Source organism: Caballeronia catudaia, assembly GCF_001544755.2.
GTDB lineage: Bacteria > Pseudomonadota > Gammaproteobacteria > Burkholderiales > Burkholderiaceae > Caballeronia > Caballeronia catudaia.
Window position 1 is genome coordinate 118,460 of sequence record NZ_FCOF02000011.1, and the last position, 25,921, is coordinate 144,380.

Below are 25,921 nucleotides of genomic sequence, written 5' to 3' on the forward strand. Positions count from 1 at the left end.
ATCAGACAACCCATTTAACGCTTTGAAATCAATGAATACGGGTAAATACTAACCAATTGTGACTGTCTATGTTGTAGGATGACATAACTCCAGCCGCAGTCGCGCGGTGTGTTTGCACAAGGATTCGTCAGAATGAATCAGTCTCCCCTCTATATCCGTGTCCATCCGGACGACAACGTCGCGATCGTCGTGAACGACGGCGGGCTTGGCGAAGGCGCCACGTTCGCCGACGGCCTCGTGCTGCGCGAGCGCGTGCCGCAGGGCCACAAGGTCGCGCTGAAGGACCTCGCGGAAGGCGACGCGGTGATCCGCTACAACGTGGTGATCGGCTACGCGACGAAACCGCTGCCGAAGGGAAGCTGGATCAACGAGCACGTCACGCGCATGCCGACGCCGCCGGAGTTGCACGATCTGCCGATGGCGACGATCAAGGCGCCGGACGAATCGCCGCTGGAAGGTTTTACGTTCGAGGGTTATCGCAACGCGGACGGCTCGGTCGGCACGCGCAACATCCTCGCGATCACGACGACCGTGCAGTGCGTCGCGGACGTCGTGCAGCACGCAGTGACGCGCATCAAGGCGGAACTGCTGCCGCGCTATCCGAACGTCGACGATGTCGTGAGTCTCGGCCACACCTATGGCTGCGGCGTGGCCATCGACGCGCCCGACGCGATGGTGCCGATCCGCACCGTGCGCAACATCTCGCTGAATCCGAACTTCGGCGGCGAAGTGATGATGGTGTCCCTCGGCTGCGAGAAGCTGCAGCCGGAGCGCCTGATGCCGCCGGGCACGATCCCGATCGCGGCGGCATCGGCGGAAACGGAAGACGTGGCCGATATCGGCGACAACATGCACGACGACAACGGCGGCACGGTCGTGCTGCAGGATGAATCGCATGTCGGCTTCGCGTCGATGATCGACTCGATCATGCACATGGCCGAGACGCATCTGAAGCGCCTGAACAATCGCCGTCGCGAGACCTGTTCCGCGGCGGATCTGGTCGTCGGCGTGCAGTGCGGCGGCAGCGATGCGTTTTCCGGCCTGACGGCGAATCCGGCCGTGGGCTTCGCGACCGATCTGCTGGTGCGCGCCGGCGCCACCGTGATGTTCTCGGAAGTCACCGAAGTGCGCGACGGCGTTGCGCAACTCACGGCGCGTGCCGCGAACGGCGAAGTCGCGCAGGCGATCATCCGCGAGATGCAGTGGTACGACGACTATCTGAAGCGCGGCGGCGCGGATCGCAGCGCGAACACGACGCCGGGCAACAAGAAGGGCGGGCTGTCGAACATCGTCGAGAAGGCGATGGGGTCCATCGTCAAGTCGGGCAGCTCGGCGATTTCAGGCGTGCTGTCGCCGGGCGAGAAGGTGAAGCAGAAGGGTCTGATCTACGCGGCGACGCCCGCGAGCGATTTCATCTGCGGCACGCTGCAACTGGCGGCGGGCATCAACCTGCATGTGTTCACGACGGGGCGCGGCACGCCGTACAGCCTCGCCGAAGTGCCGGTGCTCAAGGTCGCGACGCGTTCGGATCTCGCGCGCCGCTGGCACGATCTGATGGACGTGAACGCGGGCACCATCGCAACGGGCGAAGCGACCATCGCCGATGTGGGCTGGGAGCTGTTCCGGCTCATGCTCGATGTCGCGAGCGGCAAGAAGCAGACGAAGGCCGAGGCGCTCAAGCTGCATAACGCGCTCGTGCTGTTCAATCCGGCGCCGGTGACCTGATTCGAGGCGTGCGGCGTCGAAAGACGTCCTTGACGAGCGTCGGCAGAACGGCGCGAAGCCACGCCAGCGGCTCCGCCAGGGTGCGCAGCGGGCTGGCTGGCGCTTGTGCCGGCCGGCGCGGCTTGAGCCGCATCGCCGGCTTTTCCACGCAATGCCATGACACGAACGCAAGGGCCAGCGTGAGCGCAGCGGCGACGGCGAGATACGATCCGACCGGCCACTTCGCCGACGTCGCCCAGATGAGCGTCTGCTGAACCGGGAAAGCGAAAACGTAGGCGCCGTAGGAAAAGTCCCCAAAGCGACCGAAACTACGCAGAAAAGGCGTCGAGGCGGTGCCGAAGGCGATCACGAGAAACGGCCACGCGACCCACGCGGCGATGACTGGCTGGCCGATTCCCGCGACGATGGCCGCAACGGCCGATACGCCAAGCGCGACGACGATCCGCCGGTCGATCCACAGATCACGAACCAGATAGAGACAGACGCCGGTGCAGAAGAACAGGCCGAATTCGTTCGTCCACTGCGGCTCGCTGGTCTGCGCGCGATAGACGCCGAAGTGATACACGGCGAATGCCAGCGTGGCGGCAATCACGGCCCAGCGATGCCGCATGAGGCCGGCCAACGCGGCCACCACCAGTATTTGATACCAGTGGACTTCCAGCGGGACGCTCCACAAGGAGCCGTTCACTGCGCGAGGATACGGAAGGTTCTCGAATACGCCCGGCAGATCGAACGTTGCGCGCATCCGGAGCCACGAAAAGTACGCGTAGGTCTCGTGCGAGCGGAAATACTCGCCCGCGGACAACGTCGAAACGAGCGGGCCGAGAACGAACGCGCAGGCAACCGTGGTGAAGACAAGCGCGGGCCAGATCCGGAGCACGCGCCTGGCTACGAAGCGCCATACATGCGGGTCTGCGATCCAGCTTTGAACGACGAGGTATCCGCTGATGACAAAGAAGGTGTAGAGCGCGATCGCACCCGGGTCGAAGCGCGCGCCGATGTCCGGCGCCGCGCGGCCGAGCAATGCGAACTGGTGCGCGAAGAGCACCATGAATGCCGCCGTCAACCTTAGGAAATCGAAATTATTCTTGTTTGCGGCCACCATCGCCCTTGCCAAAAAACCGTGGAGCGGAATGTTAGCAAGGCGTATCTTTTGCTTTGGCCGACAGTCTCGAAATTCAGCGGAAGCGCCTGATGACATCGAACGCCGCAGCGCCTGATCGAGCAAGGATTCCCCGCACCGTCTGGGCGCTCGGTGTCGTCAGTCTCTTCATGGACGTGTCGTCCGAGATGGTGCATGCGCTGCTGCCGATCTACCTCGTCACGACGATGGGCATGAGCGTCACCGCGCTCGGCGCGCTCGAAGGCGCCGCCGAAGCGACAGCGATGATCGTGAAGGTTTTCTCCGGCTCGCTCAGCGACTGGCTCGGCCGGCGCAAGGGCTTGCTGCTCTTCGGCTACGGTCTCGCGGCCATGGCCAAGCCGCTGTTCCCACTCGCCGATACACCCGCCGTGGTCGCAACCGCGCGTCTGCTCGACCGCGTCGGCAAGGGCGTTCGCGGCGCACCGCGCGATGCGCTCGTCGCGGACGTCGCGCCGCCGGAAATCCGCGGCGCCTGCTTCGGCCTGCGGCAGTCGATGGACACCATCGGCGCATTCGTCGGCCCCTTGCTCGCGATCGCGCTGATGCTCGCGCTGTCCGACCGGATTCGCACGGTGCTGTGGTTCGCGGCGGCGCCGGCGTTCATCGCGGTCGCCGTCCTGCTCTTCGGCGTTCGCGAACCCGAACGCGCGAGTACGCAACGCGTATTTCGCTCGCCGCTGCACTGGAACTCGATACGTGAATTTTCCGGGCGCTACTGGTATGTCGTCGCGATCGGCGCGACCTTCACGCTCGCCCGCTTCAGCGAAGCATTTCTCGTGCTGCGGGCGCAGCAGACCGGACTCGGCCTCGCGTGGATTCCGGCCGTGATGGTGGTGATGAGCCTCACGTATTCGCTGAGCGCCTATCCGGTCGGCGTGTTGTCCGATCGATGGAATCCGCGCGCGCTGCTCGCGTGCGGCCTCGTTCTGCTGATCGCGGCCGATGTGCTGCTCGGCGCCGGAACCTCGACGCTCGCGCTGTTCGCGGGCGTCGCCTTGTGGGGGCTTCACATGGGCTTCACGCAGGGCATTCTCGCCGCGATGGTGGCGCAATCCGCGCCTCCCGCGCTGCGCGGCACCGCATTCGGCGTGTTCAATCTCGCGAGCGGAGTCTGCATGGTGTTGTCGAGCGCGATCGCGGGCTGGATCTGGGATCGCAACGGCGCATCAATAACTTTTTTCGCGGGCGCCGCGATCGCGCTGGCTCCGCTCGTGATGTGTGTCAGGCCCTTGATATCGGATGCGCCGTCACGGGCTGATTGAACCGTTCATTTCATTTCGGCGATGTCCGTGCAGCAACGAGCGCTTCGACCGCCGCGATTCCGGCGTTCATTCGTTCCACCGCTGCCGGGTTCGCCGAGTGCACGACGATGCGCGGCGGCGTGAATCCTCGAAGCGCAACCGCTTCTTCGATCCAGAGGATGACGTCATAGCCCGTTCCGCGCGCGTCGTCGCCGAGATCGTGATCGAGACTCAGATCGCTGACCTCGCCTGTCTCCAGCAACGCGATGGCGTCGGCTGGCCAGTATGCTCTCATCCAGCCGGCTGGCGCTTCCCGTAAGTCATCGAGGAAGACCTTCAATTGCGACCTCCGTCGCGGGCGGGAACGATGCATTGCCCTCGAACGCGTGCTTAATCAGCGCCTTGACGACGAGTGCCACGCGGCTGCCTTCGAAATTCGCGAGGTGTTCGATTTCCGTGTCGAGCGATACAGTCCACGAGACGAGGCCTTTGAACGTCCCGTTGATGCCGCTGTGGCGCTTGAATTCGAACACCTGTCCGTCGCTCCGGAGATCGAACGCGTGAAGCGCCGTGTTCTCGTTGAATTCGACGCCTTCTGACAAGCGCTTAATCGGCAGCAAGCCGATGTGCAAGTGGGTCGAGCCGAAGAGCACGGCAAGCGCCGCAGCGTCACGACCTGGCCCGGTTGCTACGCGCCAGAATCTTCCCTTTCCCTTGACGCCTCGTTTTCCGCTTTTTGGAAAAAACAGACGTGCATGGTCGCGATCGAATTGCAATGGCCGGAGCGCTTTACTAGCGTCGTCAGCGATGAGAACCAGGCGACCGTCCCTGACCTCTTCGTCAAGCATGTCGTTCAAGCCATCTATGAACATCTTGCTGAGCCAGTTCGCCTTGATCTCGGGCAGCATTTCGGCGATCTCGAACGCAAAACGCACGCGCGAGCGGCTAGCCAGATCGCGCGAATCTTCAAGCAGAAAATCTTCGAGACTCATGACGTAACTCTTGTAAGTTCGGGTGATACGCTGGACCACGCCTTGATATTCGGAAAACGCATTACGAAGGTTGTCAACGTTCTTGACCGATGCGAGACACATCGCGGTCCATGGAAGAACATGGGTCAGATAATGCGCGTTGACGAAGCGGGCGACGCGCTGTCCCGCTTGATCGACGACATACGTTTCGAGAGGCGAGCTGCGAAGTTCGTACGGCTTCAGGCTCTTCTCAGTCGGGCCGTCGCGTCCATTGGAAAGATAGACGAAGAGCAGGTCGTCCGCCTCCATCGGCATCTGTTCCGGACCGCTCGGACCTCTGACCTGGTCTATGTATCGGCGGACCTGGCCGGGTTGATCCATCGCGTGAATCTTGTTCTCGATCAGCACGTGCCGCTTGCCGTCCGTCATGTATAGGTCGATGCATTCGTGTTCGCGGCGCACTCGCGTCGTGGCCCAGTCGAGCCATCCGGGATATCCGAGGACCGACATGAATGCCTCGCCAAAAGCGCTGCGCCGAAAGTGCGGGCCGGACGGGTCCAGCATCGAGCAGAGAAAACGGGAATGCAGATCGACTTCGTCGCTGAGGCGGCGAAACACGGAACGCAGCAGGCTGTAGTCGTTTCCCCCTTGTTCTTTCTGGCACTCGCGCTTCTTGTCGAACGCATCGTACTTTTCGAAGAACCTCGACACGCAAGCTTCGCTCTCGGGCGACAGTTCTTCGGAACCCCATTCGGTCATTCGATTCGCCCACTTGTTATTAATTGTGACGAATTATGCCATCCGGAAGACCGGCAAACGCAGGCTGTCGCTCGCTAAATCTTCGCTGCGTTCCCGGTCCAGATACGCCACTGCACTTACGAGAATTACGCCGCGTACCGCGCCGCCGGGGTGTCCGTCGAAAGCTCCGGGCTCATCGCCTGACGCGCGGCTTCATACGCATCCCACTTCGCGCCGTCGTGCAGCGATGGAATCGTCACGAACTCGTTGCGGTCGAAGCCGACGAGCGCCGCATCGACCAGATCGCTCGCCGACATGACGATCGCGCGGTCGAGGTTCTCGATCGGCAGGCCGCCCGTTTCCCAGAAGTCGGTGGCGGTCGCGCCGGGCAGCACGGCCTGAATGCGCACGCCCGTGCCCGACAGTTCCTTGTGCAAAGCCTGGCTGAACGCGAGCACGAACGCCTTGGTGCCGCCGTACACGCCGTTGAGCAGCTCCGGCGCGATGCTCACGATCGACGCGATGTTGATCACCGAGCCATTTCCACGCGCCACGAAACCCGGCACCGCCGCATACGTCAGACGCGTGAGCGCGGTCACGTTGAGGTTGATCATGCGGGTCATCGCATCGACATTGCTGTCGAGCAAAGGTGTATGCGTGCCGACGCCCGCGTTGTTCACGAGCAGCGTGATGCTCGCGTCTTCTTTCAGCTTCGCTTCGACGGCGCCGAGCGCGTGACGGTCGCCCAGATCGGCATCAATGATTTCGACGTTGCGGCGCGTCTCGTTCGTGATGCGCTGCGCGAGCGCCGTGAGCCGGTCGCGATTGCGCGCGACCAGAACGAGGTCGTAGCCGCGTCGCGCAAGGCGCTCGGCATAGACCGCGCCGATGCCCGAAGATGCGCCCGTGACGAGCGCCGTGCCAGGATGTTGCTGCGTCATGATTTCACTCCGTGCGAATAAGGTGGTCGATTGCGTGAATGCATTCTGGTCGAATTTGACCGTGGCGCAAATGACGTATAGGGTAGTGATTCGAGACATCACCGCGACGGAAAAACGACATGCACCGCATCGGCTATTTATTGAGCGACGGCTTCCAGATCATGGCGCTCGCGTCGCAGACGGTCTTCGAAATGGCGAACGAGGTGTCCGGCGAGCCGGTCTACGGCGTCGAGAATTTTTCGATGCACGGCGGCGAAGTGCGCTCGTCGCTCGGCTTGCCCGTCGGCACGCGCAAGATCACGCCGCGCACCGCGATGGACACGTGGATCGCCGCGGGCGTCACCACGCCGCTCACGCTGCCGCCGCCCGCCGAAGCGCTCGCGTTTCTGCGCCGCGCGAGCACGCGGGCGCGGCGCGTCGCGGGCATTTGCACGGGCGGCTTCGTGCTCGCGGAGGCGGGCCTGCTCGCGAACCGGCGCGCGACCACGCATTGGGCCTATGCGCGCGACATGCAGCGGCTTTTTCCCGATGTGCGCGTGGAGGCGGACCGCATCTTTATCGTCGATGGTCCGATCTGGACCTCGGCGGGCATGACGGCCGGCCTCGATCTCGCGCTCGCGATGGTCGAGAAGGATCTCGGCGCGGAACTCGCGCGTTCCGTCGCGCACAAGCTCGTGATGCATCAGCGCCGCGCGGGCGGCCAGTCGCAGCATTCGGAAATGCTCGATCTCGCGCCTAAGTCGGATCGCATCCAGAACGCGCTGAACTACGCGCGCAAGAACCTGAACCGTCCGCTAACGGTCGAGGAGCTCGCGGACGAGGCGCATCTGAGTCCGCGCCAGTTCAGCCGCGTGTTCACGCAGGAGACGGGGCAGTCGCCGGCGAAGGCCATCGAAGGACTGCGGCTGGAAGCGGCGCGTCTGATGATTGAAACGAGCCGTCATTCGCTCGAAGCGATCGCGCTCGAAACAGGCTTCAGGGACCGGCGTCACATGCGCGAGGCGTTCATGCGCGGCTTCGGCGTGCCGCCGCAGGAAGTGCGGCGCGAGATGCGGCAGGAAGCGCGGAACCAGGTCTGATAACTTACGCACTTTCCACGCACAACGAGGACACGCCGTGTTGAAGATCGATCCCGACCGCTTGCTGAGCGACCTCAGACATCTGCGCACGTTCGGCGCGACGGGGCCGGGCGTCGTGCGCTTGTCCCTTTCGCCTGTCGATATGGACGCGCGACGCTGGCTCGCCAGCCGGATGAACGACGCGGGCCTCACCGCTGCCATCGATGGCGTCGGCACCGTGTTCGGCCGCTCGCGCAATGCGGGTCCGGCGCTTTTGATCGGCTCGCACACCGACACGCAGCCGACGGGCGGCTGGCTCGACGGCGCGCTCGGTGTCATCTACGGTCTGGAGATAGCCCGCGCGCTCGCCGAATGCGAGGAGACGCGCGGCTTCGCGGTGGACGTCGCATCGTGGATCGACGAAGAGGGCACGTTCTCGGGCTTTCTCGGCAGCCGCAGTTTCGTCGGCGACGATGTCGACGAAGCCATTCGCGGCGCGCGCAATCGCGAAGGCCTGTCGCTCGCCGATGCGCTCGCGCAAGCCGGCCTCGCGGGCACGCCGCGCGTGCGGCTCGACGCGACGCGCCACAAGGCCTACCTGGAGCCGCATATCGAGCAGGGCGGGCGTCTGGAGGCGCACGGCAAGTCGATCGGCGTGGTGACGACGATCGTCGGCATCCGCGAACTTCGGCTGCGCTTCACCGGGCAGCGCAATCACGCGGGCACGACGCCGATGTCGATTCGCCGCGACGCGGGCGCGGCGCTCGTCGCGTTCGTCGCGCGCATGGACGACGCGTTCCGCCCGCTCGCCGATGCGGATACGGTCTGGACCGTGGGCCGCATCGAGCTCGATCCGGGCTCGTTCAGCGTGGTGCCCGGCGCGGCGGACATGTACCTGCAATTCCGCGACGCCAGCGCGGAACGCCTGCGCGTGATGGAAGCCGCGCTCGCTTCGCTGATCCGCGATTTCAACGATGAAGGCAAGGTCGGCGTCGCGATCGCCGACAGCGAGCCGCCGGAAGAACCCGTCGTGATGGACGCGGCGTTGCAGGCGCATCTGGCGCAGGCTGCCGAAGCGCTCGCGCCGGGGCAATGGGAACGCATGCCGAGCGGCGCGTCGCACGATGCGCAGCTGCTCGCGCATCACATGCCGGCGTGCATGCTGTTCGTGCCGAGCATCGGCGGAGTCAGTCACGACTTCATCGAGGATACGGCCGAGGCGCATATCGTAAAAGGTTGCGAAGTGGCCGCACGGGCGGCTGCGGAGATTCTCCGGACGTTGCACGCATAGCGGGAGTTCAGCGATGCCGGAGAGAACCGGCATCGAACATCAGAACGGCACGTCGCCGATGATCCCCGCGCGCTCCATCTTCCGGTGGCAGGGCGGATAGTCCATCACGGCGTAATGCTGCGTGCTGCGGTTGTCCCAGATCGCGATGCTGTTCTTCGTCCAGCGCCAGCGCACCTGAAACTCCGGGATATAAGCCTGGCTCACGAGATACGCGAGCAACTGTCCCGCGCCGGGATTCGCGTCCTGCCCGAAACGCACGCGCTCAGGCGTGTGATAGTTCGTGAAGTGCGTCGTGAACGCGCTGACGAACAGCACTTTCTCACCGGTCTCGGGATGCGTGCGCACGACCGGATGCTCGGCATCGGGAAACTGCGCCTTGAGCGCGAGACGCTTTTCGATCGGCATGGCCGCGCCGAAACTCGCCTCGATGCTGTGCCGCGCGCGCAATTCCGCGATCTGGTCCTTCACGTGCGCGGGCAGCTTCTCGTACGCGAGCACCATGTTCGCCCACATCGTGTCGCCGCCGACCGGCGGGCATTCCACGCAACGCAGCACGGCGCCGAACTGCGGCGCCGCACGCCAGGTGGCGTCCGCGTGCCATGCGTTCTCATAGCGGTCGTTGGGCTGGTCCGGATTCTTGTAGATGCGCACGAGTCCCGGATGCTCGGGATCGCTGCCCGCGACCGGATGATCTTCAAGCTCGCCGAAGCGCCGCGCGAACGCGACATGCTCGGCGCGCGTGATCTCCTGATCGCGCAGAAAGAGCACGCGATGCGCAAGCAATGCGGCGCGGATCTCGGCGAAAAGCGCGTCGTCGTGAATGGCGTCGGCGAGCCTCACGTTCGTGAGTTCGGCGCCGATCGCGCAAGTGAGTTGTTCGATACGCATGCTGTGCCTCCTCAGACGACGAGCACGGATGAACCCGTGGTCTTGCGCGCTTCGAGATCGCGGTGCGCGTGCTGCGCATCGGCGAGCGCATAGCGCTGATTGATCTCGATGCGGATGCGACCGCTCGCGACATGATCGAACAGTTCGGCGGCGAGCGCGTCCTTCTCGGCGGGATCGGCGATGTAATCGGCAAGCGCCGGGCGCGTGAGATACAGCGAGCCTTTCATCGCGAGCAATTGCGGATCGAAGGGCGGGATCGGACCCGATGCCGTGCCGACGCAGACCATCAATCCGCGCCGCGCGAGCGAATCGAGCGATGCGTGGAAGGTCGTCTTGCCGACGCTGTCGAATACCGCGTTCACGCCTTTGCCATCGGTCAGTTCGCGCACGCGCGCGGCGACATCCTCGCGGCTGTAGTCGATCGCGTGCGCCACGCCGTGCTCGCGCGCGACCTGCGCCTTCGCATCGCTCGATACCGTGCCGATCACCGTGACGCCGAGCAGCTTCGCCCATTGCGACACGATCAGCCCGACGCCGCCCGCCGCCGCGTGCAAGAGCAGCGTGTCGCCGCGCTCGAAGCGCCGGATGCGCGTCATCAGATAGGCGGCGGTGAGGCCGCGCATCGTCATCGCGGCGGCGCGCGTGCAGTCGATCGCATCGGGCAGCCGGATGAGCGGCGCGGCCGAAATGATGCGCTCCGTGCTGTACGCGCCGAGCGTGTTGATGAACCCAGTGTAGGTCACGCGGTCGCCTTCCTTCAGATGCGTGACGTTCGCGCCCACCTTCTCGACGACGCCCGCCGCCTCGACGCCCATGCCCGAAGGCAGCGGCACCGGATAGAGGCCGGAGCGGAAATACGTATCCGCGAAATTGAGTCCGACCGCCTCGTGACGCAGGCGCACTTCGGACGGGCCGGGATCGCCGACGCCGACTTCTTCCCAGCGCAGGACTTCGGGTCCACCGGTTTCGTGAAAGCGGATTGCATGTGCCATTGTGTTCGTCTCCTGATTCGGTCTGTGTGTTCGGTGGGTTCAGTGGGTTCAGTGTGCGCCGGCGGCGAGCGCGTTCCAGTCGTCATCGCGCAGATAGCGGCGCGCGGCGGGCAGCACCGCGCCTTCGATGCGTCCCATGCGTTCCCACGCGAAACCCGCGCACGCGTGCAAGCGGTCTTCGATCACATCGCCTTTCGCAGCCGATTCCGCGATCCGCGCGAGCAAGGCCGCTTCGCGTTCCGCGAGACGCGCGAGTTCATCGAGTTCGGCGTCGAGCGCGGAGGTTCGGTTGCGCAGCGCCGTCGTCAGCGCGGAGTCTTCGTCATGCGCTTGCTGAAGACGCTCGATCGTTCGCGCATCGGGCCGCTTCATGCAGAGCGCGTCGTCGTAGGCGTCCGAGCGCGCGCGATGCGCGGCCAGCAGCGCGCCGACCGCTTTCGCGACCATCGGACGCGCGTCGACCGGGCAGATCAGTACGGCGACGCCCGCCAGAGGCGGCACGGCGCTGCCCTGCGCGATGCACACGAGGTCGTAATCACGCGATGCGCGCGCCTCGGCCGCCAGCACGGATGACGGCACGCCCTGCGCCCGCGCCGCGGCTTCGGCGCGCGCCAGCAGCGCCCGCGCATGCCGATGCTGCGCCGCGTCGTGGCCGTGGTTTGCGCCGTGCTTTTCCCCGGTATCGCGGCAAACGAACGTGATGCGCGCGCCGAGCGTCCGCGCGAGCTCGGCCGCATGGCCAATCGCCTCGACGCACGCGTCGCTGCGCTCGACGGGCACGAGCAGATGTCGATACATGATGATGATCCTTCGTCTTGCAGTTGCACGATTGAATGCATCGTAGTGGGGGCATGGCGCGCGCGCCCCTCTCGCGGCGGGAGGGCTTGACGCGCGCGCATCATAGGAACCATGCTTGAGCGAAACACGAAACCGCCCGATGCCCACCGACTCCCCATCCACCGAACTCGTATTGAAGACGATGGCGCCGCGCGCGCCTTCCGGCCTGCTCGCGCGCGCGCGCCTCCACGCGGCGAGCATGCCGGGCGCGGGCAGCCAGATCGTGCTCGTGCAGGCGGGCGCGGGATACGGCAAGACCTCGCTGCTCGCGCAATGGCGGCGCGAGTTTCTGGCGCGCGGCGCGGCCGTCGCGTGGCTGCTCGCCGACGAGCGCGACGACGCCGGGCGCTTCCTGCGCGCGCTCGTCCACACGGTGCGCGCCGCCTGCGCGCGGCCTGCGTTCGGCCGGCTGATCGTCGAAAGCCCGGGCGCGAGCGCCGGCGCATTCGATCTCGCGACGGCGTGGCTCGCGGAACTGGCGCAGCTTTCGCTCGATGTCGTGCTGATCGTCGATGACGCGGACCGATTGCCGCCATCGGGCGCGGCGCTGCTCGATTACGTGCTGCACAACGCGCCGCAGAACCTGCGTATCGTCGCGGCGGGGCGGCAGGGGCTGGACAAGCCCGCGGCGGAACTGCTCGCCTACGGGCAGGCCGAACTCGTCGGTCCGGAGGCGCTGCGCTTTCGCGTCGATGAAACCATCGCGCTCGTCACGCAGCGCTTCGGCGCGCGCGTGGACGCGGATTCGAGCGCGCGCCTCTTCGAAATCACCGACGGCTGGCCGCTCGGCCTGCAACTCGCGCTCACGGCGATGTCGCGCGCGCAGGACCCGCGCGCCGCGCTGGACAATCTCGCGGCGGGGCCGCGCGGCTTGCGCGAGCCGCTGGTGGCCGCGCTGCTCAAGGAACTGTCATCGGACGATGAACGCTTTCTGGTCGGCATCAGTGTCGTGGACGTGCTGCATCCCGACCTGTGCGCCGCCCTGACCGACGATCCCGCCGCGCCACAACGCCTGCTGCGCCTCGCGCGCGACACGCCCGTTTTCGTCACCGCCGAAGAGAGCGACTGGTGCAGGCTGCATCCGCTCGTGCGCGACGTGCTGCAAACGCGCTTCGCCGCGCTCGCGGACATGCAGCGCGCCGATCTGCACCGGCGCGCGGCGCGCTGGCTCGGCGCGCGCGGCATGCTCGAACAGGCGGCGCGTCACGCGCATGCGGCGGGCGAGCGCGAGCACGCGTATGAGCTCGCGGAGCAATCGCTGCACGACGCCGTGAAGCAGGGCCAGCTCGGCACCGTGCTCGACTGGCTGGAACGTCTGCCGGAGCCGGAGCTGGAGAAGCGCCCACGTCTGCGTCTAGCGGTGGCGTGGGCGCTCGCGCTCGGCGAACGGCACAGCGAGGCGCAGCGTCAGGTCGAGCGCGTGCTCGCATCCTCCGGAGCCGACGATGCCCTGCGCTACGAATGCGCGCTGATCCTGAGCGCGGCCGCCTGGTACGCCGACGATCCGGACGCCTTCCTCACGCTCTTCGAGCCGTGGGCGCAGACGCCGCCCGCCAGGGATTCGTGGCTCGCCCAGGCGCACGCGAACCGCCTCGCCGCCCGCGCGATGCTGCTCGGCGAGCCCGCGCAGGCGCGGCGTCTGCAGCAGTCGATGACGCGCGAGCAGATCGGCAAGGGTCACGGCTATCTGGTGCGCTGGGGCGATCACATGGTCGGCCTGACGTTCCTGCAGGAAGGGCAGGTGAAGCTCGCCGAAAGCGTGCTGCTGCCCGCGCTCGCGAGCGCCGAAGAAGATCTCGGCAGGCGCCATCCGCTCACGTGCATGTTCGCTGCGACGTGCGCGTCGATCGCGTATGAGGACGATCGCATCGACGAGGCGGGCGCGCTGCTCGCCAATCGGCTCGATGTGCTCGAACGCGCCGCGCTGCCCGAAACCGTCGTGCTCGCGTATCGCACGGCGGCGCGCATCGCGGCCTTGCGCGGCGACGAGCATCGCGCCCTCGATCTGCTCGAAATGCTTCACGCGATGGGCGTCGCGCGCAATCTGCCGCGCCTGTGCGTGACGAGTCTCGCCGAGCAGGTGAGCGCGCACGCGGGCCGCTACCGCGCGCAAACCTGCGATGCGCTCGTCGCGCGTATCGACGCCATCGTCGATGAACATGCCGCCGCGCGCGGGCCGATCTGGCGCGAATCGGTGCAGATGCTTCAGGCGATGGCGCACGGCAGCGCCGAAGTGGCGCGGCAGGACTGGCGCGCCGCGATCGAACCGTTCGAGCGCGCCGAACGCATCGCCACGGCGATGAAACTCGGCCGCCAGCGCATCGCACTGATGGCCTTGCGCGCGTTCGCGCTCGAACGCGCGAGCGGCGAAGGCCATGCGCCTTTCCTCGAAGCGTTGAATCTCGCGCGCACTTATCACCTCGGACGCGTGCTGATCGACGCGCATCCCGCGCTCGCCGACTGGGCCCGGCGCGTGAGCGAAGACGGGCAGATGCCGCCCGGCGAACGGCCGGTGGTGCCGCCGCACGTCGTGCGTCCGCCGCCGCGCTCGGCCGCGGGCGGCCCGCGCGCATTGCCGAGCGTCATCCTCACGCCGAAAGAGCGCGAGATGCTCGAACTGCTTGCGCGCAACCTGAGCAACAAGGAAATCGCGCTCGCGGCCGCGGTCGGCGAGGGCACCGTCAAGTGGCATCTGAAGAATCTCTTCGGCAAGCTCGACGCGAGTTCGCGCAAGCACGCGGTGCGGCGCGCCATCGCGCTCGGGCTGCTCGAAGGCGTGCAATAGCACGCATCGTGCTGCTTGTATTCCCCGGCGCGTCACATATGCTTGCTGAGTGTGACGCGTCCCGTGAGGAACGATCTTGGAGAGCCCTGAAGCGCGCGTTCGCCGCAGCTACGGCACGCAGCCCGGCTCGCGCTTTCCCATCGGCGCGACGGTGGTGCAGGGCGGCGTCAACTTCTGCACGTTCTGCCGGCATGCGACGCACCTCGAATTGCTGCTATATGCCTCGGAAGAAAGCGTCGAGCCGTTTCAAATCGTCGCGCTGACGCGTGAAGCGAACCGCACGTTCTTCTTCTGGCATGTGCTCGTCGAGGATCTTCCGCTGCGCTGCTGCTACACGTGGCGCGCGCACGGGCCGCTGCGCGTGCCGCAGATGAGCGACGAAGCCGCGAGCCGCAAGGAACTGCTCGATCCGCATGCGCGCGGCGTGAGCGACCGCTTCTATCAGCGCCGGCAGGCGGCCGTTGCGGAGACGGCCGGACACGTGTCGCTCAGGGCGATCGTCACGGAGCCGCTCGGCGCGCCCCGCCAGGACGTGGACGTCCGCACGCTCGACGACGCCATCATCTACGAGCTGCACGTGGGCGGCTTCACGCGGCATCCGTCGAGCGGCGTGCGCCAGCCCGGCACGTTCGCGGGTCTCATCGAGAAGATTCCTTATCTGAAGGCGCTCGGCGTCACGCATGTCGAACTGCTGCCGGTCATGGCCTTCGACGAGCAGGACATTCCCGCCTTCGCCGCCGCGCGCGGCCTCTGCAACTACTGGGGCTACAGCACGCACAGCTTTTACAGCCCGCATCCGCGCTATTGCGTCGAGCCTGCGCGCGCGCCGCAGGAGTTTCGCCAGTTCGTCGATGCATTGCATGACGCCGGCATTCGCGTCCTGCTCGATGTCGTGTTCAATCACACGTCGGAAGCTGGAAAAGACGGGCCGCTGATCCACTTCAAGGTGTTCGCCAACGAGGCCTTTTATCAAGTCGATACGAACGATGCGCGGCACTACCGCGATTACACCGGCTGCGGCAATACCGTGAACTGCAATCATCCGCTCGTGTCGGCGTTCATCATGCGCTGTCTCGAATACTGGGTGCGCGATCTCGGCGTCGACGGCTTTCGCTTCGATCTCGCGAGCGTCTTCGCGCGCGGCGCGCAGGGCGAGCTGCTGCCCACGCCGCCTTTGCCCTGGGCGATGGAAGCATCGCCGGTGCTCGCGCGCGTGCCCCTGATCGCCGAGGCGTGGGATGCGGGCGGCCTCTATCACGTCGGCGCGTTTCCCGGCATGGCGTGGGCCGAATGGAACGGGCGCTACCGCGACGTGATCCGGCGCTTCGTGCGTGGCGATCCGGGCATCGTCGGCGAGGTGTGCACGTGCATCGCGGGCAGCGCCGATCTCTATCAGGACGATGGCAGGCTGCCCGCGAACAGCATCAACTTCGTCACGTGTCACGATGGCTTCACGCTGAACGATCTCGTCAGCTACGACACGAAGCATAACGAGGCGAACGGCGAGGACAATCGCGACGGCAGCAACGACAATCTGTCGTGGAATTGCGGCGCGGAAGGCGAGAGTGGCGATCCAGCGATCATCGGCCTGCGCCTTCGGCAGGCGCGCAACTTCATGGCGATCCTGCTGCTGAGCCAGGGCGTGCCGATGCTCCTCGCCGGCGACGAAATCCTGCGCAGCCAGCGCGGCAACAACAACGCGTTCTGTCAGGACAACGCGCTCTCGTGGATGGACTGGCGTCTCCCCGACGACGCGCGGGACATGCTGCGCTTCGTGCGCGAGATGATCGCGCTGCGCAAGCGTCACGCGAGCCTGCGACGCCGCCGCTTTCTGACGGGGCGGCCCGAAAGCGGACAGACGCATCCCGACGTCGCATGGCACGGCGAGCGCCTCGACGAACCCGCGTGGCACGACCGCGGCGCGCGCTTCGTCGCATTGACGCTCGCGGGGCACGCGCCGGACGAGCCGATGCTGCATATCGTCTTGAACATGAACGACGATGCCCGCGATGCCGCGTTGCCCGTCCTCGACCATCGAAGCTGGCGGCGCATCGTCGATACGTCGGCCGAAGCACCGCGCGATATTGTTCCGGATAGCGAAACGGCAGATATCGAGCGCGGCGTGTGCCGCGTCGAAGCGCGCAGCGTCGTCGTGCTGGAATCGCTCTGAAATAATGCACGCGGCGGCGCTGGACTGCGCGGCGCAAAACGCCTATTAATAAATGTTCGTGTACTGCTGCGCAGCATCGTCCACCCACAGGAGGCGGCATGGATGCAGTCAGAACTTTCCTCGAGAATCAGTCGCTGTTCGCACTCTTTCTGACGATCGCGCTGGGTTATCTCATCGGCGAAATCAATATCAAAGGCGTGGCGCTCGGCTCCGGCGCGGTGCTGTTCGTCGGGCTCGCCATTGGCGCCTTCGCGCCGAAGTCTTCGCCGCCCGCGCTGCTGGGCACACTCGGATTGTTGCTGTTTCTGTATGGCATCGGCATTCAGTACGGCGCGCAGTTCTTCCACGGGCTCACGAGCCGCGAAGGCGTGAAAGCGAACGTGGCGGCGTGCATCGGCGTGATCGTCGCGGGTCTCGTGTCGGTGGGCTTCATTCCGCTCGGCATCAAACTCGCCGATGCGCTCGGCATGTTCGCGGGCAGCGGCACCAGCACGGCGAGCCTGCAGGTCGCGATTGCATCGATGAAAAACAACGATGCCGCGGTGGCCTATAGCGTCGCGTATCCGTTCGGCGTCGCCGGGCCGATTCTGTTCCTGTATGTGCTGAACGTTGCGCTCAAGGTAAAGATCCAGAAGCCCGCCGCAAAGGTGCTGGAAACGGCTGAGATCGCGCTCAAAAACGAAAATCTGTTCGGCCTGAACATATCGCAGCTCGCGAGCCGCCTGCCCTCGGGCGTGGTGATCGCCGCGGTGCGCCGCGCGCATCACAATCAGTTGCCCACCGCCGATTTCACGCTGCGCGCCGGCGACGTGCTGCTCGCCACCGCGACCGACCGGAGCCTGCTCGACGAAGCAACCGCGCTGTGCGGCGAATTGCAGCCGGGGCGCATCGCGAGCCATCGCGAAGACCTCGACTACATGCGCGTGTTCGCGTCGAATCCGTCGGTCGTGGGCATGGCGCTCGGCGACATCCGTTTTCCCGATGGCGTCAACTGCGCGATCGCGCACGTGCGCCGCGGCGACGCCGACATGCTCTCGACGCCCGATCTCATCCTCGAGGCGGGCGACCGCGTCGGCCTGCTCGTCAATCGCGCGCATCAGGCGACGATGCGCGCCTTCTTCGGCGATTCGATCAAGGGCACGGCGGACCTCAGCTTCATCTGCCTGGGGATAGGCGCGGCGGTGGGCTTGCTCGTCGGCGCGATTCCGCTGCCGGTGCCCGGTCTCGGCGCGTTCAGTCTCGGACTCGCCGCATTGCTGCTGGTCGCGCTCTGTCTGGGCAAGGCGCGGCGCAACGGGCCGTTCGTCTGGGTGATGCCGCTCTCGGCGAATCTCGTGCTGCGCAATCTCGGCCTCACGATCTTTCTCGCGCAAGTGGGCATTTCATGCGGGCCGAAGTTCGTCGCGACGGTCGGCACCGCCGGGCCGCTGCTGCTGCTCTACGGCGCCGTCACGCTGCTGATTCTGGTGGGCGTCACGGCCGTGTGCTGCCTGTGGATTTTCAGGCTGCCCTTCGATACCTCGGTCGGCGTGATCTGCGGCGCGACCGGCAATCCGGCGATCCTCGCGTTCGCCAATCGCATCGCGCCGACGGATCAGCCGGACATCATGTACGCGATGATTTTCCCGTCGATGACCATCGTCAAAGTGCTCTTCGTGCAGATCGCCATATCGCTTGCCGCGGGTTAGGTTTTTGCCCCACCATGCCTGAACACAAGTAAGGAGCCCATCATGGAAGTGGCGATCTACAGCTCGACGCCTTACGAGCGCCAGTATCTCGACGAAGCGAACAAGACCGAGCAGCACAAGCTCAAGTACCACGACATGTCGCTGGACATGGACACGGTCGGACTCGCGGCGGGCTACGGCGCGGTGTGCATCTTTGTCAATGACAAGGCCGACGCCGAAGTGCTCGAAGCGCTGCACGAAGGCGGCACGCGTCTCGTCGCGCTGCGTTGCACGGGATTCAATAACGTCGATCTCGCCGCGGCGGGAAAGCTCGGCATCAGGGTGGTGCGCGTCGTGAATTACTCGCCGAACTCGGTGGCGGAGCATGCGGTCGCGCTGCTGCTCGCGATCAACCGCAAGGTGCATCGCGCCTACAACCGCACGCGCGATTCGAACTTTTCGCTCGATGGCCTGATCGGTTTCGATCTGTGCGGCAAGACGGTCGCGGTCGTCGGCACCGGCAAGATCGGCTGCGTCTTCGCGAAGATCATGCAGGGCTTCGGCTGCAACGTGATTGGCCACGATCCTTATCCGTCGAAGCAATTCGAAGCGCTCGGGCTGCGTTACGCGACGCCGGGCGAGATCGGCGAAAAGGCGGACATCATCGCGTTGTTCTGTCCGCTGACGCCGCAGACGCATCACATCATCAACCGCGAAATGCTGAAGCGCGCGAAGCCCGGCGCATTGCTCATCAACACGAGCCGCGGCGCGCTGATAGATACGGAAGCCGTAATCGAAGCGCTGAAGACCGGCCAGCTCGGCGGCCTCGCGATCGATGTCTATGAACAGGAAGCGGATCTCTTCTTCCGCGATCTCTCCAGCGAGATCATCACCGACGATATCTTTCAGCGGCTCGTGTCGTTCCCAAATGTCATCGTGACGGGGCATCAGGCGTATCTGACGCGCGAAGCGCTGACGACGATCTGCGAAACCACGTTGCAGAGCGTTACGGCGTTCGAGCATGGCAAGCCCTTGGAAAACGAGGTGAAGGCCGGATAGCGGCGCGCGCCTATGCTCGCGGAGAATTCGCTGGAAGAGCGTCCTCGAAAGCGTGTCCTCGACACCGTCGATCGCGTGTCGGAGATGTGCTTCGGCCTCTTCATGGCGCTGACGTTCGTCGGCACCGTATCGGCGGCGACCAGCGGCGAGGATGCTGGACGCAAGATGCTGTATACGGCGCTCGGCTGCAACCTCGCATGGGGTCTCGCCGACGCCGTCATGTATCTCGTGCGCACGATCGCGGATCGCTCGCGCAGGCACGCGCTTGCACTCGCCATCCACCGCGAGCGCGATGCGGCGGCGGGCGTGCGCGCATTGCGCGAGCGCGTATCGGCGGCGCTCGACCCGTTCATCTCCGACGCCGATCTCGAAGCCATACGCAAGCGCGTTGCTGCTGACGAGAGCCTGCCCGAACGCGCGCGCTTCATGCGCGATGACTTTCTCGCGGCGCTCGGCATCTTCATCATCATCGTGCTGTCGACGTTTCCCGTCGCCGCGCCCTTCGTCATCTTCAGGCACGTGCCGACCGCGTTGCTGATTTCGCGCATCCTGACGCTCGCAATGCTGTTCGTCTGCGGCTTCGCATTGGGCCGCTATGCGGGCTGGAGCGGCGGGAAAGCGGGACTCTCGATGATGGCGCTGGGCGTGCTCCTGACGATGGCGATCATCGCTTTAGGCGGGTAGTTAAAACGCGCGGAATCGCGACGGAAACCGAATTGTCGTGAAGCGGTAAAAGTACGCATTGCGCGGTGCTTTGGGCACTATTATCCAGAGATCAATGTTCTGCTTAACGCCTGAGTACAGGCAAGGAGTCGCCATGAATGCGAAGAAAGTGCGTGCTGGTTGCGCGATCGTGATAACGGTGATGGCGCTCGACGCCATCGCGCAGACCAAGCCGATCGCTTATCCGGCGAAAGGGCAAAGTGCTCAGCAACAGCAAAAGGACGATGGCGCGTGTTATAGCTGGGCGAAGAGCAACACGGGCATCGATCCGGCGACGGCATCGGCGGCGCCGCCTCCGCAAGGCGGGCCGGCCGTCGGCGGCGGCGAGCGTGTGGGCGGCGCGGCGCGGGGCGCGGCGGGCGGCGCGGTGGTCGGCGCCATTGCAGGCGATGCGGGCAAGGGCGCGGCCATCGGCGCGGCGGCGGGCACGATGGCGGGCGGCATGCGCGCGCGGCAGAACAAGCGCGCGGAGCAGGCCAACGCGCAGGCACAGAGCCAGGGCGCGATGTCCACGTACTACCGCGCGTGGTCGGCGTGCATGCAGGGGCGCGGCTACTCGATTCAGTAGCGTCGGCCGCTTCGTCGCAGCGTCGATAACAACAAGAGGAGCGCGATCATGACGCGCATGAGTCGCTTTGCCTTCGCATGGACGCATGGCGCGTGCGCGCTCGCGTCCGTTCTCATGCTCGCGCTCGTTGGTTGTGCGCAGCCCGAGCAGCGCGTGCAACCCGGCATGGACCAGCAGGCCATTGTCGCGAAGCTCGGGCCGCCGAAGGAAACCTACGATCTGCCCAATGGCGGCAAGCGTCTGATGTGGCCCACGCAGCCGATGGGATCGACGACGATGGCCGTCGATCTCGATGCGTCGGGCAAGGTGGTCAGTGTGCGGCAAGTGCTTCAGGAAAACGAGTTCTATCGCGCCGAGGTCAACAAGTGGACGCGCAACGACGTGATGGTCGCGTTCGGCAGACCGTTCGAGACGGCCTATTTCAAGCGGATGGATCGTGAGGTGTGGTCGTATCGGTATATGGAGAACAACATCGACCACATGATCTTCAACTTCTATTTTGATTCGCAGGGCGTACTCAGGCAGACACAGAAGCAGCCGGACCCGAAGTTCGATCCGAGCCAGCGCAACCGCTTCTGAGCGCGTGCCCTGTGTCGCCTGTGGCGCGCATTAGAAGCTGACCGCCAAACCGAACGACACGCCATGCACGTTGTGGCCGAAGACATAACGCACCATTGCGCGCGTGCGCGTGACGATGACCGGATACCTGCTGCTGTCCAGCTCGAGCCCCACGCCGAGTGACGTCAGATCGTTGAAGCCGAGCACGCCGGCGCTATCGCCGAAGTAGTGCGAGTACGCGGTTTCCAGCACGTAGCGCACCGGCCGGTCGAGCGCGGCGAGGCCCGTCGGCGCACGCCAGCGCGCCCACAGGCTGAATTGCTGCGCGGCCGCCGAGCCTTGCACGGCCGCCGACGATCCGCCGAAGCTGCGGATATAGATGTCCGTCGCGCGGAGTTCGAGATCGATTTCGTAGTGCTCGCGATAGTGCTCCAGATCGAGCATGAGCGAGCCGCCCACGCCGTACGCGTTGAGCGCGCCGTCTTCGAGGAACTGGAGATTGGCGTCCGCGACGTGATTGAAAACCGTTTGCGCAACGCGCAGATCGCTCGCGACGCGTCCGATCATGCCGTTGAGGATCGGCCTGAGGCGCAGCTCGTCGGTGATCGGGAAGTCCCAGCCGATGCCGATCGTCGTGCTCGCCGTGTTCCATTTCGCGGGCACGGGGCGCTCCTGATTGCCGTCGGTGGCGATGAAGGTCGGATCGTAGCGGCTGTATGCGAGCGTGCCTTCGAGATAGAGCGGAAATGACCGGCTGAGCGTGAAGCCGCCGCCGAGCTGCGTCTGGCCGAAGCCGGGGTTGCCGCTCGTGCCGCTGTTGATGGAGAGCGAACTCGTCGTGACGTCCGGCACCGCGGTGTACGACATGATCGCGAGCACGGCGTTCGCGTAGTTCTTGACATTGGTGCCGACGACGGCGCGATCCGGCGCGGCCTGCGCCTGCGCGAAGCCGGGCGCGGCGGCGAGCAGGAACGCGAGCGCCGGAAAGATACGCGACCGGCTCGGGGAGAGGAACGGCTTTCGCATGTGCGGCGTTCGCTTGAACGTTGTGCGGCTGGTTGGTCGTTACATCGCGTACGTTGCCTTGGCTGTTCCGCCACTACGCAGGAAATGTAGGTGACGGATTGCTGCAAGCCAAGTGCGTTGCTTCGAATCTATTTACACGACCGTTCAGGATTTCCTAAACTGAAGCTATCTCGCGCAACGCGTCCGGGAGATCCCGATGAAACTGAACGAGCCGCGCATGGTGGTTGCCTCGATCGGCGTGTTCATCTGGCTTGCCGGGCTGTACTTCACGATTCACGGCCTTCTGTACGACGTGAGGCCGGAATTCCGCTACGGCATGTGGGCGCTCGGCATCGGCATCGTGACATTCGTCGTCGCGTTGAATCCGCTCGCGCAACGCCGCTCGGGAAAGCGCGACGGATCGGCATGAATCGACCGTCCGTGCGTTACCGTTAGAATACCGAACGACTAATCAATGGAGAATTTCGCAATGGGCGACCTCTGGCTGGGCAATGTCGACGAGTCGACGACCGACGACGAAATCAAGGACTTTCTCTGCCGCTACGGCTTCCCACCGTTCGATTCGATTCAGCGCGTCACGGGCACCGGCGAGCATCCGGCCGCCGTCGTGAGTTTCGATTCGATCGAGCCGCACGTGCTGCGCACGTTCCAGCCGCGCATTCACAACATGTTCTGGAAGGATCGCACGCTCATGGTGCAGGTCATGCCCGAACGCAACGAAACTTGACGGCGACGTCATGTGTGGGACCGCGCGCATCGCCGCGATGGCGGCATCGGCGTGGCCGCGCGCGGCTGTATCGAATGAATATCATGGGAACACAGCAATGAAGGATGAAAAGACCGTCAACGAGTCGAAAGGGGAGCGCGAGGGCGCGGGCGGGCATGCGCGCCTGAGCCGGAAGCAGTATGAAAAGGAACTCGCGCGCCTGCATGTCGAGCTCGTGAAGCTGCAGGAATGGGCGGTGCATACGGGTGCGAAGATTTGCGTCGTCTTCGAAGGACGCGACGGCGCGGGCAAGGGCGGCACCATCAAGGCGCTCACCGAGCGCGTGAGTCCGCGCGTCTTCCGCGTGGTCGCGCTGCCCGCGCCGACCGAGCGCGAAAAGACGCAGATGTACGTGCAGCGCTATCTGCCGCATCTGCCCGCGGCGGGCGAAATCACGATCTTCGACCGGAGCTGGTACAACCGCGCGGGCGTCGAGCGGGTGATGGGCTTTTGCACCGACCAGCAGGCCACCGATTTCCTGACAGGCGTGCCGCTCGTCGAGCGCGCCATCATCCATTCGGGCGTCATCCTTCTGAAATACTGGCTCGAAGTCGGCCAGGACGAGCAGACGCGGCGTCTCGAGGAACGCATCCACGACGGGCGCAAGATCTGGAAGCTTTCGCCGATGGACGTGCGCTCGTATAACCGCTGGTACGACTATTCGCGCGCCCGCGACGAGATGTTCGAAGCGACCGATACGGACGAGGCGCCGTGGTACGTCGTGCGTTCCGACGACAAGCGCCGCGCGCGTCTGAACCTCATCAGCCACTTTCTGAAAAGCATTCCGTACAAGGAAGTGCCGCGCGAGAAGGTGAAGCTGCCCAAGCGCCAAAAGCCGGACAACTATCGCGAGAGCGACCGGCCGCTGCGCTACGTGCCCGAGCGCTTCTGAGCGCCATCGGCGCGCGGCATCGTCATCATGTCGGACCGCGCGCCCATCGTTCCCGACTGGCTGTTTCACTACCAGAAACAGTGGGCGCGCGCCGATACCGTCGCCGGTCTGACAACCGCGGCCGTCGTCATACCGAAGGCGCTCGCTTACGCGACCATCGCGGGCCTGCCGGTTCAGGTCGGCCTCTATACCGCATGCGTGCCGATGATCGTCTACGCGTTCATCGGTTCGTCGCGCGTGCTCTCCGTCAGCACGACGACCACGCTCGCGATTCTCGCCGCCAACGCGCTCGGCAACGTCGTCGCGAACGGCGACCCGCACGCGCTCGCCGCCGCCAATGCGACCCTGACGCTGCTCGTCGGCGCGATGCTCGTCGCGGCGGCGGTGCTGCGGCTCGGCTTCGTCGCGAACTTCATATCGGAGCCGGTGCTCGTCGGCTTCAAGGCGGGCGTGGCGATCGTCATCGTCATGGATCAGTTGCCGAAGCTCTTCGGCTTGCACTATCCGAAAGGGTCGTTCGTGCACAACGTCGGCGCGTTTTTCGCCGGCTTGCCGCATCTTTCCATGAGCACGCTCGCGCTCGCGGCGCTCACGCTCGTTGCGCTCGTGCTGCTCGAACGCTTCACGCCGCGCGCGCCGGCGCCGTTGTTCGTCGTCGCGGCGGCGATCGTCGCGGTGGCCGCATTCGGCCTGCGCGCGCATGGCGTCGAAACGGTCGGCGCGGTGCCCGCCGGATTGCCGTCATGGACCCTGCCCGATGTGTCGCTCGCGCTGAAACTGTGGCCCGATGCAATGGGCATCGCGCTGATGAGCTTCACCGAAAGCATCGCGGCCGCGCGTGCGTTCGCGCGCAACGACGAGCCCGCGCCCGATGCGAACCGCGAACTGCTCGCGACCGGCTTCGCGAACGCGGGCGGCGCGTTTTTGGGCGCGATGACGGCGGGCGGCGGAACGAGCCAGACGGCCGTCAACCGGCAAGCGGGCGCGCGCTCGCAGCTCGCGGGACTCGTGACCGCGCTGATCGCGCTCGCGGTGATGCTGCTGTTCGCGCCGCTGATGGCGCTGATGCCGCACGCGACGCTCGCCGCCGTCGTCGTGTTCTATTCGATCGGGCTGTTCAGTCCCGCCGAGTTCCGCGCCATCCTGAAGATTCGCCGTACCGAATTCGTGTGGGCGCTGACCGCATGCGCGGGCGTCGTGCTGCTGGGCACGCTGGAGGGCATTCTCGTCGCGATCGTCGTGTCGCTGTTCGCGCTCGCGCATCAGGTGTCGAATCCGCCCGTGTACGCCCTTAAGCGCATACCGGGCACGAATGTCTTTCGGCGCGATTCGCGGCGGCATCCCGAAGACGAGGCGTTTCCCGGACTGTTGCTGTTGCGTCCCGAAGGACGGATATTCTTCGCGAATGCGCAACACGTCGCCGAAAAAATCCGGCCGCTGGTGCGCGATTCGAATGCAAGGATCGTCGTGCTGGATCTCAGCCGCGTATTCGATGTCGAATACACCGCGCTCAAGATGCTGAGCGAAGCCGATGCGCGCCTCGCCGCGAACGGCACGACCCTCTGGCTCGCGGGCCTGAATCCCGGCGTGCTCGATGCGGTCCGGCGCGCGCCGTTCGGCCAGGCGCTCGGCGAAGCGCGCATGTTCTACAACCTGGAACATGTGGTGGAAAAGTATCGGGAGATTGTTTCGCCCGACGTCGATGCCAACCGCACCGACGACACCGACGACGATTCAGCGCGTCATTGAGTCGCCTTTTTTTGCCACTTCGCTGTCGCAGATTGCGCTTATATTTGGATGATGTTATCCAGATCATCTGTCCAGAGACGCTCGTCAGACCAGGTTCGAAACATCGGCTATCAGCGTCATCCCATGCACGTT

At 65.2% G+C, this 25,921-nt stretch carries 23 protein-coding genes; 15 read left to right on the top strand and 8 right to left on the bottom strand.

What is annotated here, in order from left to right:
• Positions 1-132 precede the first annotated feature (132 nt).
• The gene (gene garD, locus AWB75_RS14815) at positions 133-1,725 is read left to right on the top strand and encodes a galactarate dehydratase (RefSeq protein ID WP_061124829.1); all 1,593 of its coding nucleotides are present in this window, start codon (positions 133-135) and stop codon (positions 1,723-1,725) included.
• On the opposite strand, the gene AWB75_RS14820 is transcribed toward garD, so the two are convergent.
• Complete coding sequence (locus tag AWB75_RS14820; RefSeq protein ID WP_143746438.1) at positions 1,703-2,953, bottom strand: acyltransferase family protein; 1,251 nt, start codon at positions 2,951-2,953, stop codon at positions 1,703-1,705. The genes garD and AWB75_RS14820 overlap by 23 nt on opposite strands.
• Between AWB75_RS14820 and AWB75_RS14825 the strand changes: the two genes are divergently transcribed.
• Positions 2,920-4,131: an MFS transporter gene (locus AWB75_RS14825; protein ID WP_061124901.1), complete on the top strand. Its 1,212-nt coding sequence runs from the start codon at positions 2,920-2,922 to the stop codon at positions 4,129-4,131. The genes AWB75_RS14820 and AWB75_RS14825 overlap by 34 nt on opposite strands.
• 10 nt (positions 4,132-4,141) lie before the next feature.
• On the opposite strand, the gene AWB75_RS14830 is transcribed toward AWB75_RS14825, so the two are convergent.
• The 3 genes from AWB75_RS14830 to AWB75_RS14840 all read right to left on the bottom strand — a co-directional run bounded on the left by AWB75_RS14830 (position 4,142) and on the right by AWB75_RS14840 (position 6,760).
• Positions 4,142-4,450, bottom strand: a complete 309-nt coding sequence (locus AWB75_RS14830; RefSeq protein WP_061124831.1) for a cyclic-phosphate processing receiver domain-containing protein — start codon at positions 4,448-4,450, stop codon at positions 4,142-4,144.
• On the bottom strand, positions 4,431-5,840 hold the full coding sequence (locus AWB75_RS14835; RefSeq protein WP_061124832.1) for a PD-(D/E)XK nuclease family protein: 1,410 nt from the start codon (positions 5,838-5,840) through the stop codon (positions 4,431-4,433). Before AWB75_RS14835 ends, AWB75_RS14830 begins: the two co-directional genes overlap by 20 nt.
• 125 nt (positions 5,841-5,965) lie before the next feature.
• Positions 5,966-6,760, bottom strand: coding sequence for an SDR family NAD(P)-dependent oxidoreductase (locus tag AWB75_RS14840; protein ID WP_061124833.1), 795 nt, complete (start codon positions 6,758-6,760; stop codon positions 5,966-5,968).
• A 119-nt stretch (positions 6,761-6,879) separates the two neighbouring features.
• On the opposite strand from AWB75_RS14840, the gene AWB75_RS14845 reads away from it, so the two are divergent.
• Both AWB75_RS14845 and AWB75_RS14850 read left to right on the top strand, forming a co-directional pair.
• The gene (locus tag AWB75_RS14845) at positions 6,880-7,839 is read left to right on the top strand and encodes a GlxA family transcriptional regulator (protein ID WP_061124834.1); all 960 of its coding nucleotides are present in this window, start codon (positions 6,880-6,882) and stop codon (positions 7,837-7,839) included.
• Positions 7,840-7,876: 37 nt separating this feature from the next.
• A complete protein-coding gene (locus AWB75_RS14850) occupies positions 7,877-9,109 on the top strand; it encodes a Zn-dependent hydrolase (protein WP_061124835.1) in 1,233 nt (410 codons plus the stop codon).
• Between the two features lie 39 nt (positions 9,110-9,148).
• Here AWB75_RS14850 and AWB75_RS14855 read toward each other — a convergent pair whose 3' ends face one another.
• The 3 genes from AWB75_RS14855 to AWB75_RS14865 are packed head-to-tail and all read right to left on the bottom strand — an operon-like array spanning position 9,149 to position 11,787.
• Positions 9,149-9,997 (bottom strand): TauD/TfdA dioxygenase family protein, encoded by an 849-nt coding sequence (locus AWB75_RS14855; protein WP_061124836.1) that lies wholly within the window; start codon positions 9,995-9,997, stop codon positions 9,149-9,151.
• 11 nt (positions 9,998-10,008) lie between these two features.
• Positions 10,009-10,989 carry a quinone oxidoreductase family protein gene (locus AWB75_RS14860; protein ID WP_061124837.1) on the bottom strand — a complete coding sequence of 327 codons (981 nt, stop codon included), beginning with the start codon at positions 10,987-10,989 and terminating at the stop codon, positions 10,009-10,011.
• Between the two features lie 48 nt (positions 10,990-11,037).
• Positions 11,038-11,787: a universal stress protein gene (locus tag AWB75_RS14865; RefSeq protein WP_061124838.1), complete on the bottom strand. Its 750-nt coding sequence runs from the start codon at positions 11,785-11,787 to the stop codon at positions 11,038-11,040.
• 139 nt (positions 11,788-11,926) lie between these two features.
• On the opposite strand from AWB75_RS14865, the gene AWB75_RS14870 reads away from it, so the two are divergent.
• The 7 genes from AWB75_RS14870 (at position 11,927) to AWB75_RS14900 (ending at position 21,377) form a co-directional block, all read left to right on the top strand.
• On the top strand, positions 11,927-14,611 hold the full coding sequence (locus AWB75_RS14870; RefSeq protein WP_061124839.1) for a LuxR C-terminal-related transcriptional regulator: 2,685 nt from the start codon (positions 11,927-11,929) through the stop codon (positions 14,609-14,611).
• Positions 14,612-14,687: 76 nt separating this feature from the next.
• Positions 14,688-16,781 carry a glycogen debranching protein GlgX gene (glgX, locus tag AWB75_RS14875; RefSeq protein WP_061124840.1) on the top strand — a complete coding sequence of 698 codons (2,094 nt, stop codon included), beginning with the start codon at positions 14,688-14,690 and terminating at the stop codon, positions 16,779-16,781.
• Positions 16,782-16,879: 98 nt separating this feature from the next.
• Positions 16,880-18,469: an aspartate:alanine exchanger family transporter gene (locus AWB75_RS14880; protein ID WP_061124841.1), complete on the top strand. Its 1,590-nt coding sequence runs from the start codon at positions 16,880-16,882 to the stop codon at positions 18,467-18,469.
• Positions 18,470-18,511: 42 nt separating this feature from the next.
• A complete protein-coding gene (locus AWB75_RS14885; RefSeq protein WP_061124842.1) occupies positions 18,512-19,507 on the top strand; it encodes a 2-hydroxyacid dehydrogenase in 996 nt (331 codons plus the stop codon).
• Between the two features lie 12 nt (positions 19,508-19,519).
• Positions 19,520-20,191: a VIT1/CCC1 transporter family protein gene (locus tag AWB75_RS14890; protein ID WP_061124843.1), complete on the top strand. Its 672-nt coding sequence runs from the start codon at positions 19,520-19,522 to the stop codon at positions 20,189-20,191.
• A 181-nt stretch (positions 20,192-20,372) separates the two neighbouring features.
• Positions 20,373-20,798: a YMGG-like glycine zipper-containing protein gene (locus AWB75_RS14895; RefSeq protein WP_087086633.1), complete on the top strand. Its 426-nt coding sequence runs from the start codon at positions 20,373-20,375 to the stop codon at positions 20,796-20,798.
• 57 nt (positions 20,799-20,855) lie between these two features.
• A complete protein-coding gene (locus AWB75_RS14900; protein WP_061124902.1) occupies positions 20,856-21,377 on the top strand; it encodes a hypothetical protein in 522 nt (173 codons plus the stop codon).
• Between the two features lie 30 nt (positions 21,378-21,407).
• Here AWB75_RS14900 and AWB75_RS14905 read toward each other — a convergent pair whose 3' ends face one another.
• Positions 21,408-22,382, bottom strand: coding sequence for a hypothetical protein (locus AWB75_RS14905; protein WP_061124845.1), 975 nt, complete (start codon positions 22,380-22,382; stop codon positions 21,408-21,410).
• 196 nt (positions 22,383-22,578) lie between these two features.
• Here AWB75_RS14905 and AWB75_RS14910 point away from each other — a divergent pair, with 196 nt between their 5' ends.
• The 4 genes from AWB75_RS14910 (at position 22,579) to AWB75_RS14925 (ending at position 25,789) form a co-directional block, all read left to right on the top strand.
• Positions 22,579-22,791: a DUF2964 family protein gene (locus tag AWB75_RS14910; protein WP_061124846.1), complete on the top strand. Its 213-nt coding sequence runs from the start codon at positions 22,579-22,581 to the stop codon at positions 22,789-22,791.
• Between the two features lie 60 nt (positions 22,792-22,851).
• A complete protein-coding gene (locus AWB75_RS14915) occupies positions 22,852-23,109 on the top strand; it encodes an RNA recognition motif domain-containing protein (protein ID WP_061124847.1) in 258 nt (85 codons plus the stop codon).
• Between the two features lie 97 nt (positions 23,110-23,206).
• Positions 23,207-24,040 (top strand): polyphosphate kinase 2, encoded by an 834-nt coding sequence (gene ppk2, locus AWB75_RS14920; protein WP_061124848.1) that lies wholly within the window; start codon positions 23,207-23,209, stop codon positions 24,038-24,040.
• A gap of 27 nt (positions 24,041-24,067) precedes the next feature.
• A complete protein-coding gene (locus AWB75_RS14925; protein WP_061124849.1) occupies positions 24,068-25,789 on the top strand; it encodes a SulP family inorganic anion transporter in 1,722 nt (573 codons plus the stop codon).
• Positions 25,790-25,921: the final 132 nt, after the last annotated feature.

Coding starts and splice junctions, on each gene's coding strand:
- AWB75_RS14845 (WP_061124834.1), top strand. CDS start 6,880: ATGCACCGCATCGGCTATTTATTGAGCGACGGCTTCCAGATCATGGCG.
- AWB75_RS14860 (WP_061124837.1), bottom strand. CDS start 10,989: ATGGCACATGCAATCCGCTTTCACGAAACCGGTGGACCCGAAGTCCTG.
- AWB75_RS14855 (WP_061124836.1), bottom strand. CDS start 9,997: ATGCGTATCGAACAACTCACTTGCGCGATCGGCGCCGAACTCACGAAC.
- AWB75_RS14915 (WP_061124847.1), top strand. CDS start 22,852: ATGGGCGACCTCTGGCTGGGCAATGTCGACGAGTCGACGACCGACGAC.
- AWB75_RS14890 (WP_061124843.1), top strand. CDS start 19,520: ATGCTCGCGGAGAATTCGCTGGAAGAGCGTCCTCGAAAGCGTGTCCTC.
- AWB75_RS14825 (WP_061124901.1), top strand. CDS start 2,920: ATGACATCGAACGCCGCAGCGCCTGATCGAGCAAGGATTCCCCGCACC.
- ppk2 (WP_061124848.1), top strand. CDS start 23,207: ATGAAGGATGAAAAGACCGTCAACGAGTCGAAAGGGGAGCGCGAGGGC.
- AWB75_RS14880 (WP_061124841.1), top strand. CDS start 16,880: ATGGATGCAGTCAGAACTTTCCTCGAGAATCAGTCGCTGTTCGCACTC.
- AWB75_RS14925 (WP_061124849.1), top strand. CDS start 24,068: ATGTCGGACCGCGCGCCCATCGTTCCCGACTGGCTGTTTCACTACCAG.
- AWB75_RS14905 (WP_061124845.1), bottom strand. CDS start 22,382: ATGCGAAAGCCGTTCCTCTCCCCGAGCCGGTCGCGTATCTTTCCGGCG.
- AWB75_RS14840 (WP_061124833.1), bottom strand. CDS start 6,760: ATGACGCAGCAACATCCTGGCACGGCGCTCGTCACGGGCGCATCTTCG.
- AWB75_RS14910 (WP_061124846.1), top strand. CDS start 22,579: ATGAAACTGAACGAGCCGCGCATGGTGGTTGCCTCGATCGGCGTGTTC.
- AWB75_RS14865 (WP_061124838.1), bottom strand. CDS start 11,787: ATGTATCGACATCTGCTCGTGCCCGTCGAGCGCAGCGACGCGTGCGTC.
- AWB75_RS14885 (WP_061124842.1), top strand. CDS start 18,512: ATGGAAGTGGCGATCTACAGCTCGACGCCTTACGAGCGCCAGTATCTC.
- AWB75_RS14835 (WP_061124832.1), bottom strand. CDS start 5,840: ATGACCGAATGGGGTTCCGAAGAACTGTCGCCCGAGAGCGAAGCTTGC.
- AWB75_RS14870 (WP_061124839.1), top strand. CDS start 11,927: ATGCCCACCGACTCCCCATCCACCGAACTCGTATTGAAGACGATGGCG.
- AWB75_RS14900 (WP_061124902.1), top strand. CDS start 20,856: ATGAGTCGCTTTGCCTTCGCATGGACGCATGGCGCGTGCGCGCTCGCG.
- garD (WP_061124829.1), top strand. CDS start 133: ATGAATCAGTCTCCCCTCTATATCCGTGTCCATCCGGACGACAACGTC.
- AWB75_RS14895 (WP_087086633.1), top strand. CDS start 20,373: ATGGCGCTCGACGCCATCGCGCAGACCAAGCCGATCGCTTATCCGGCG.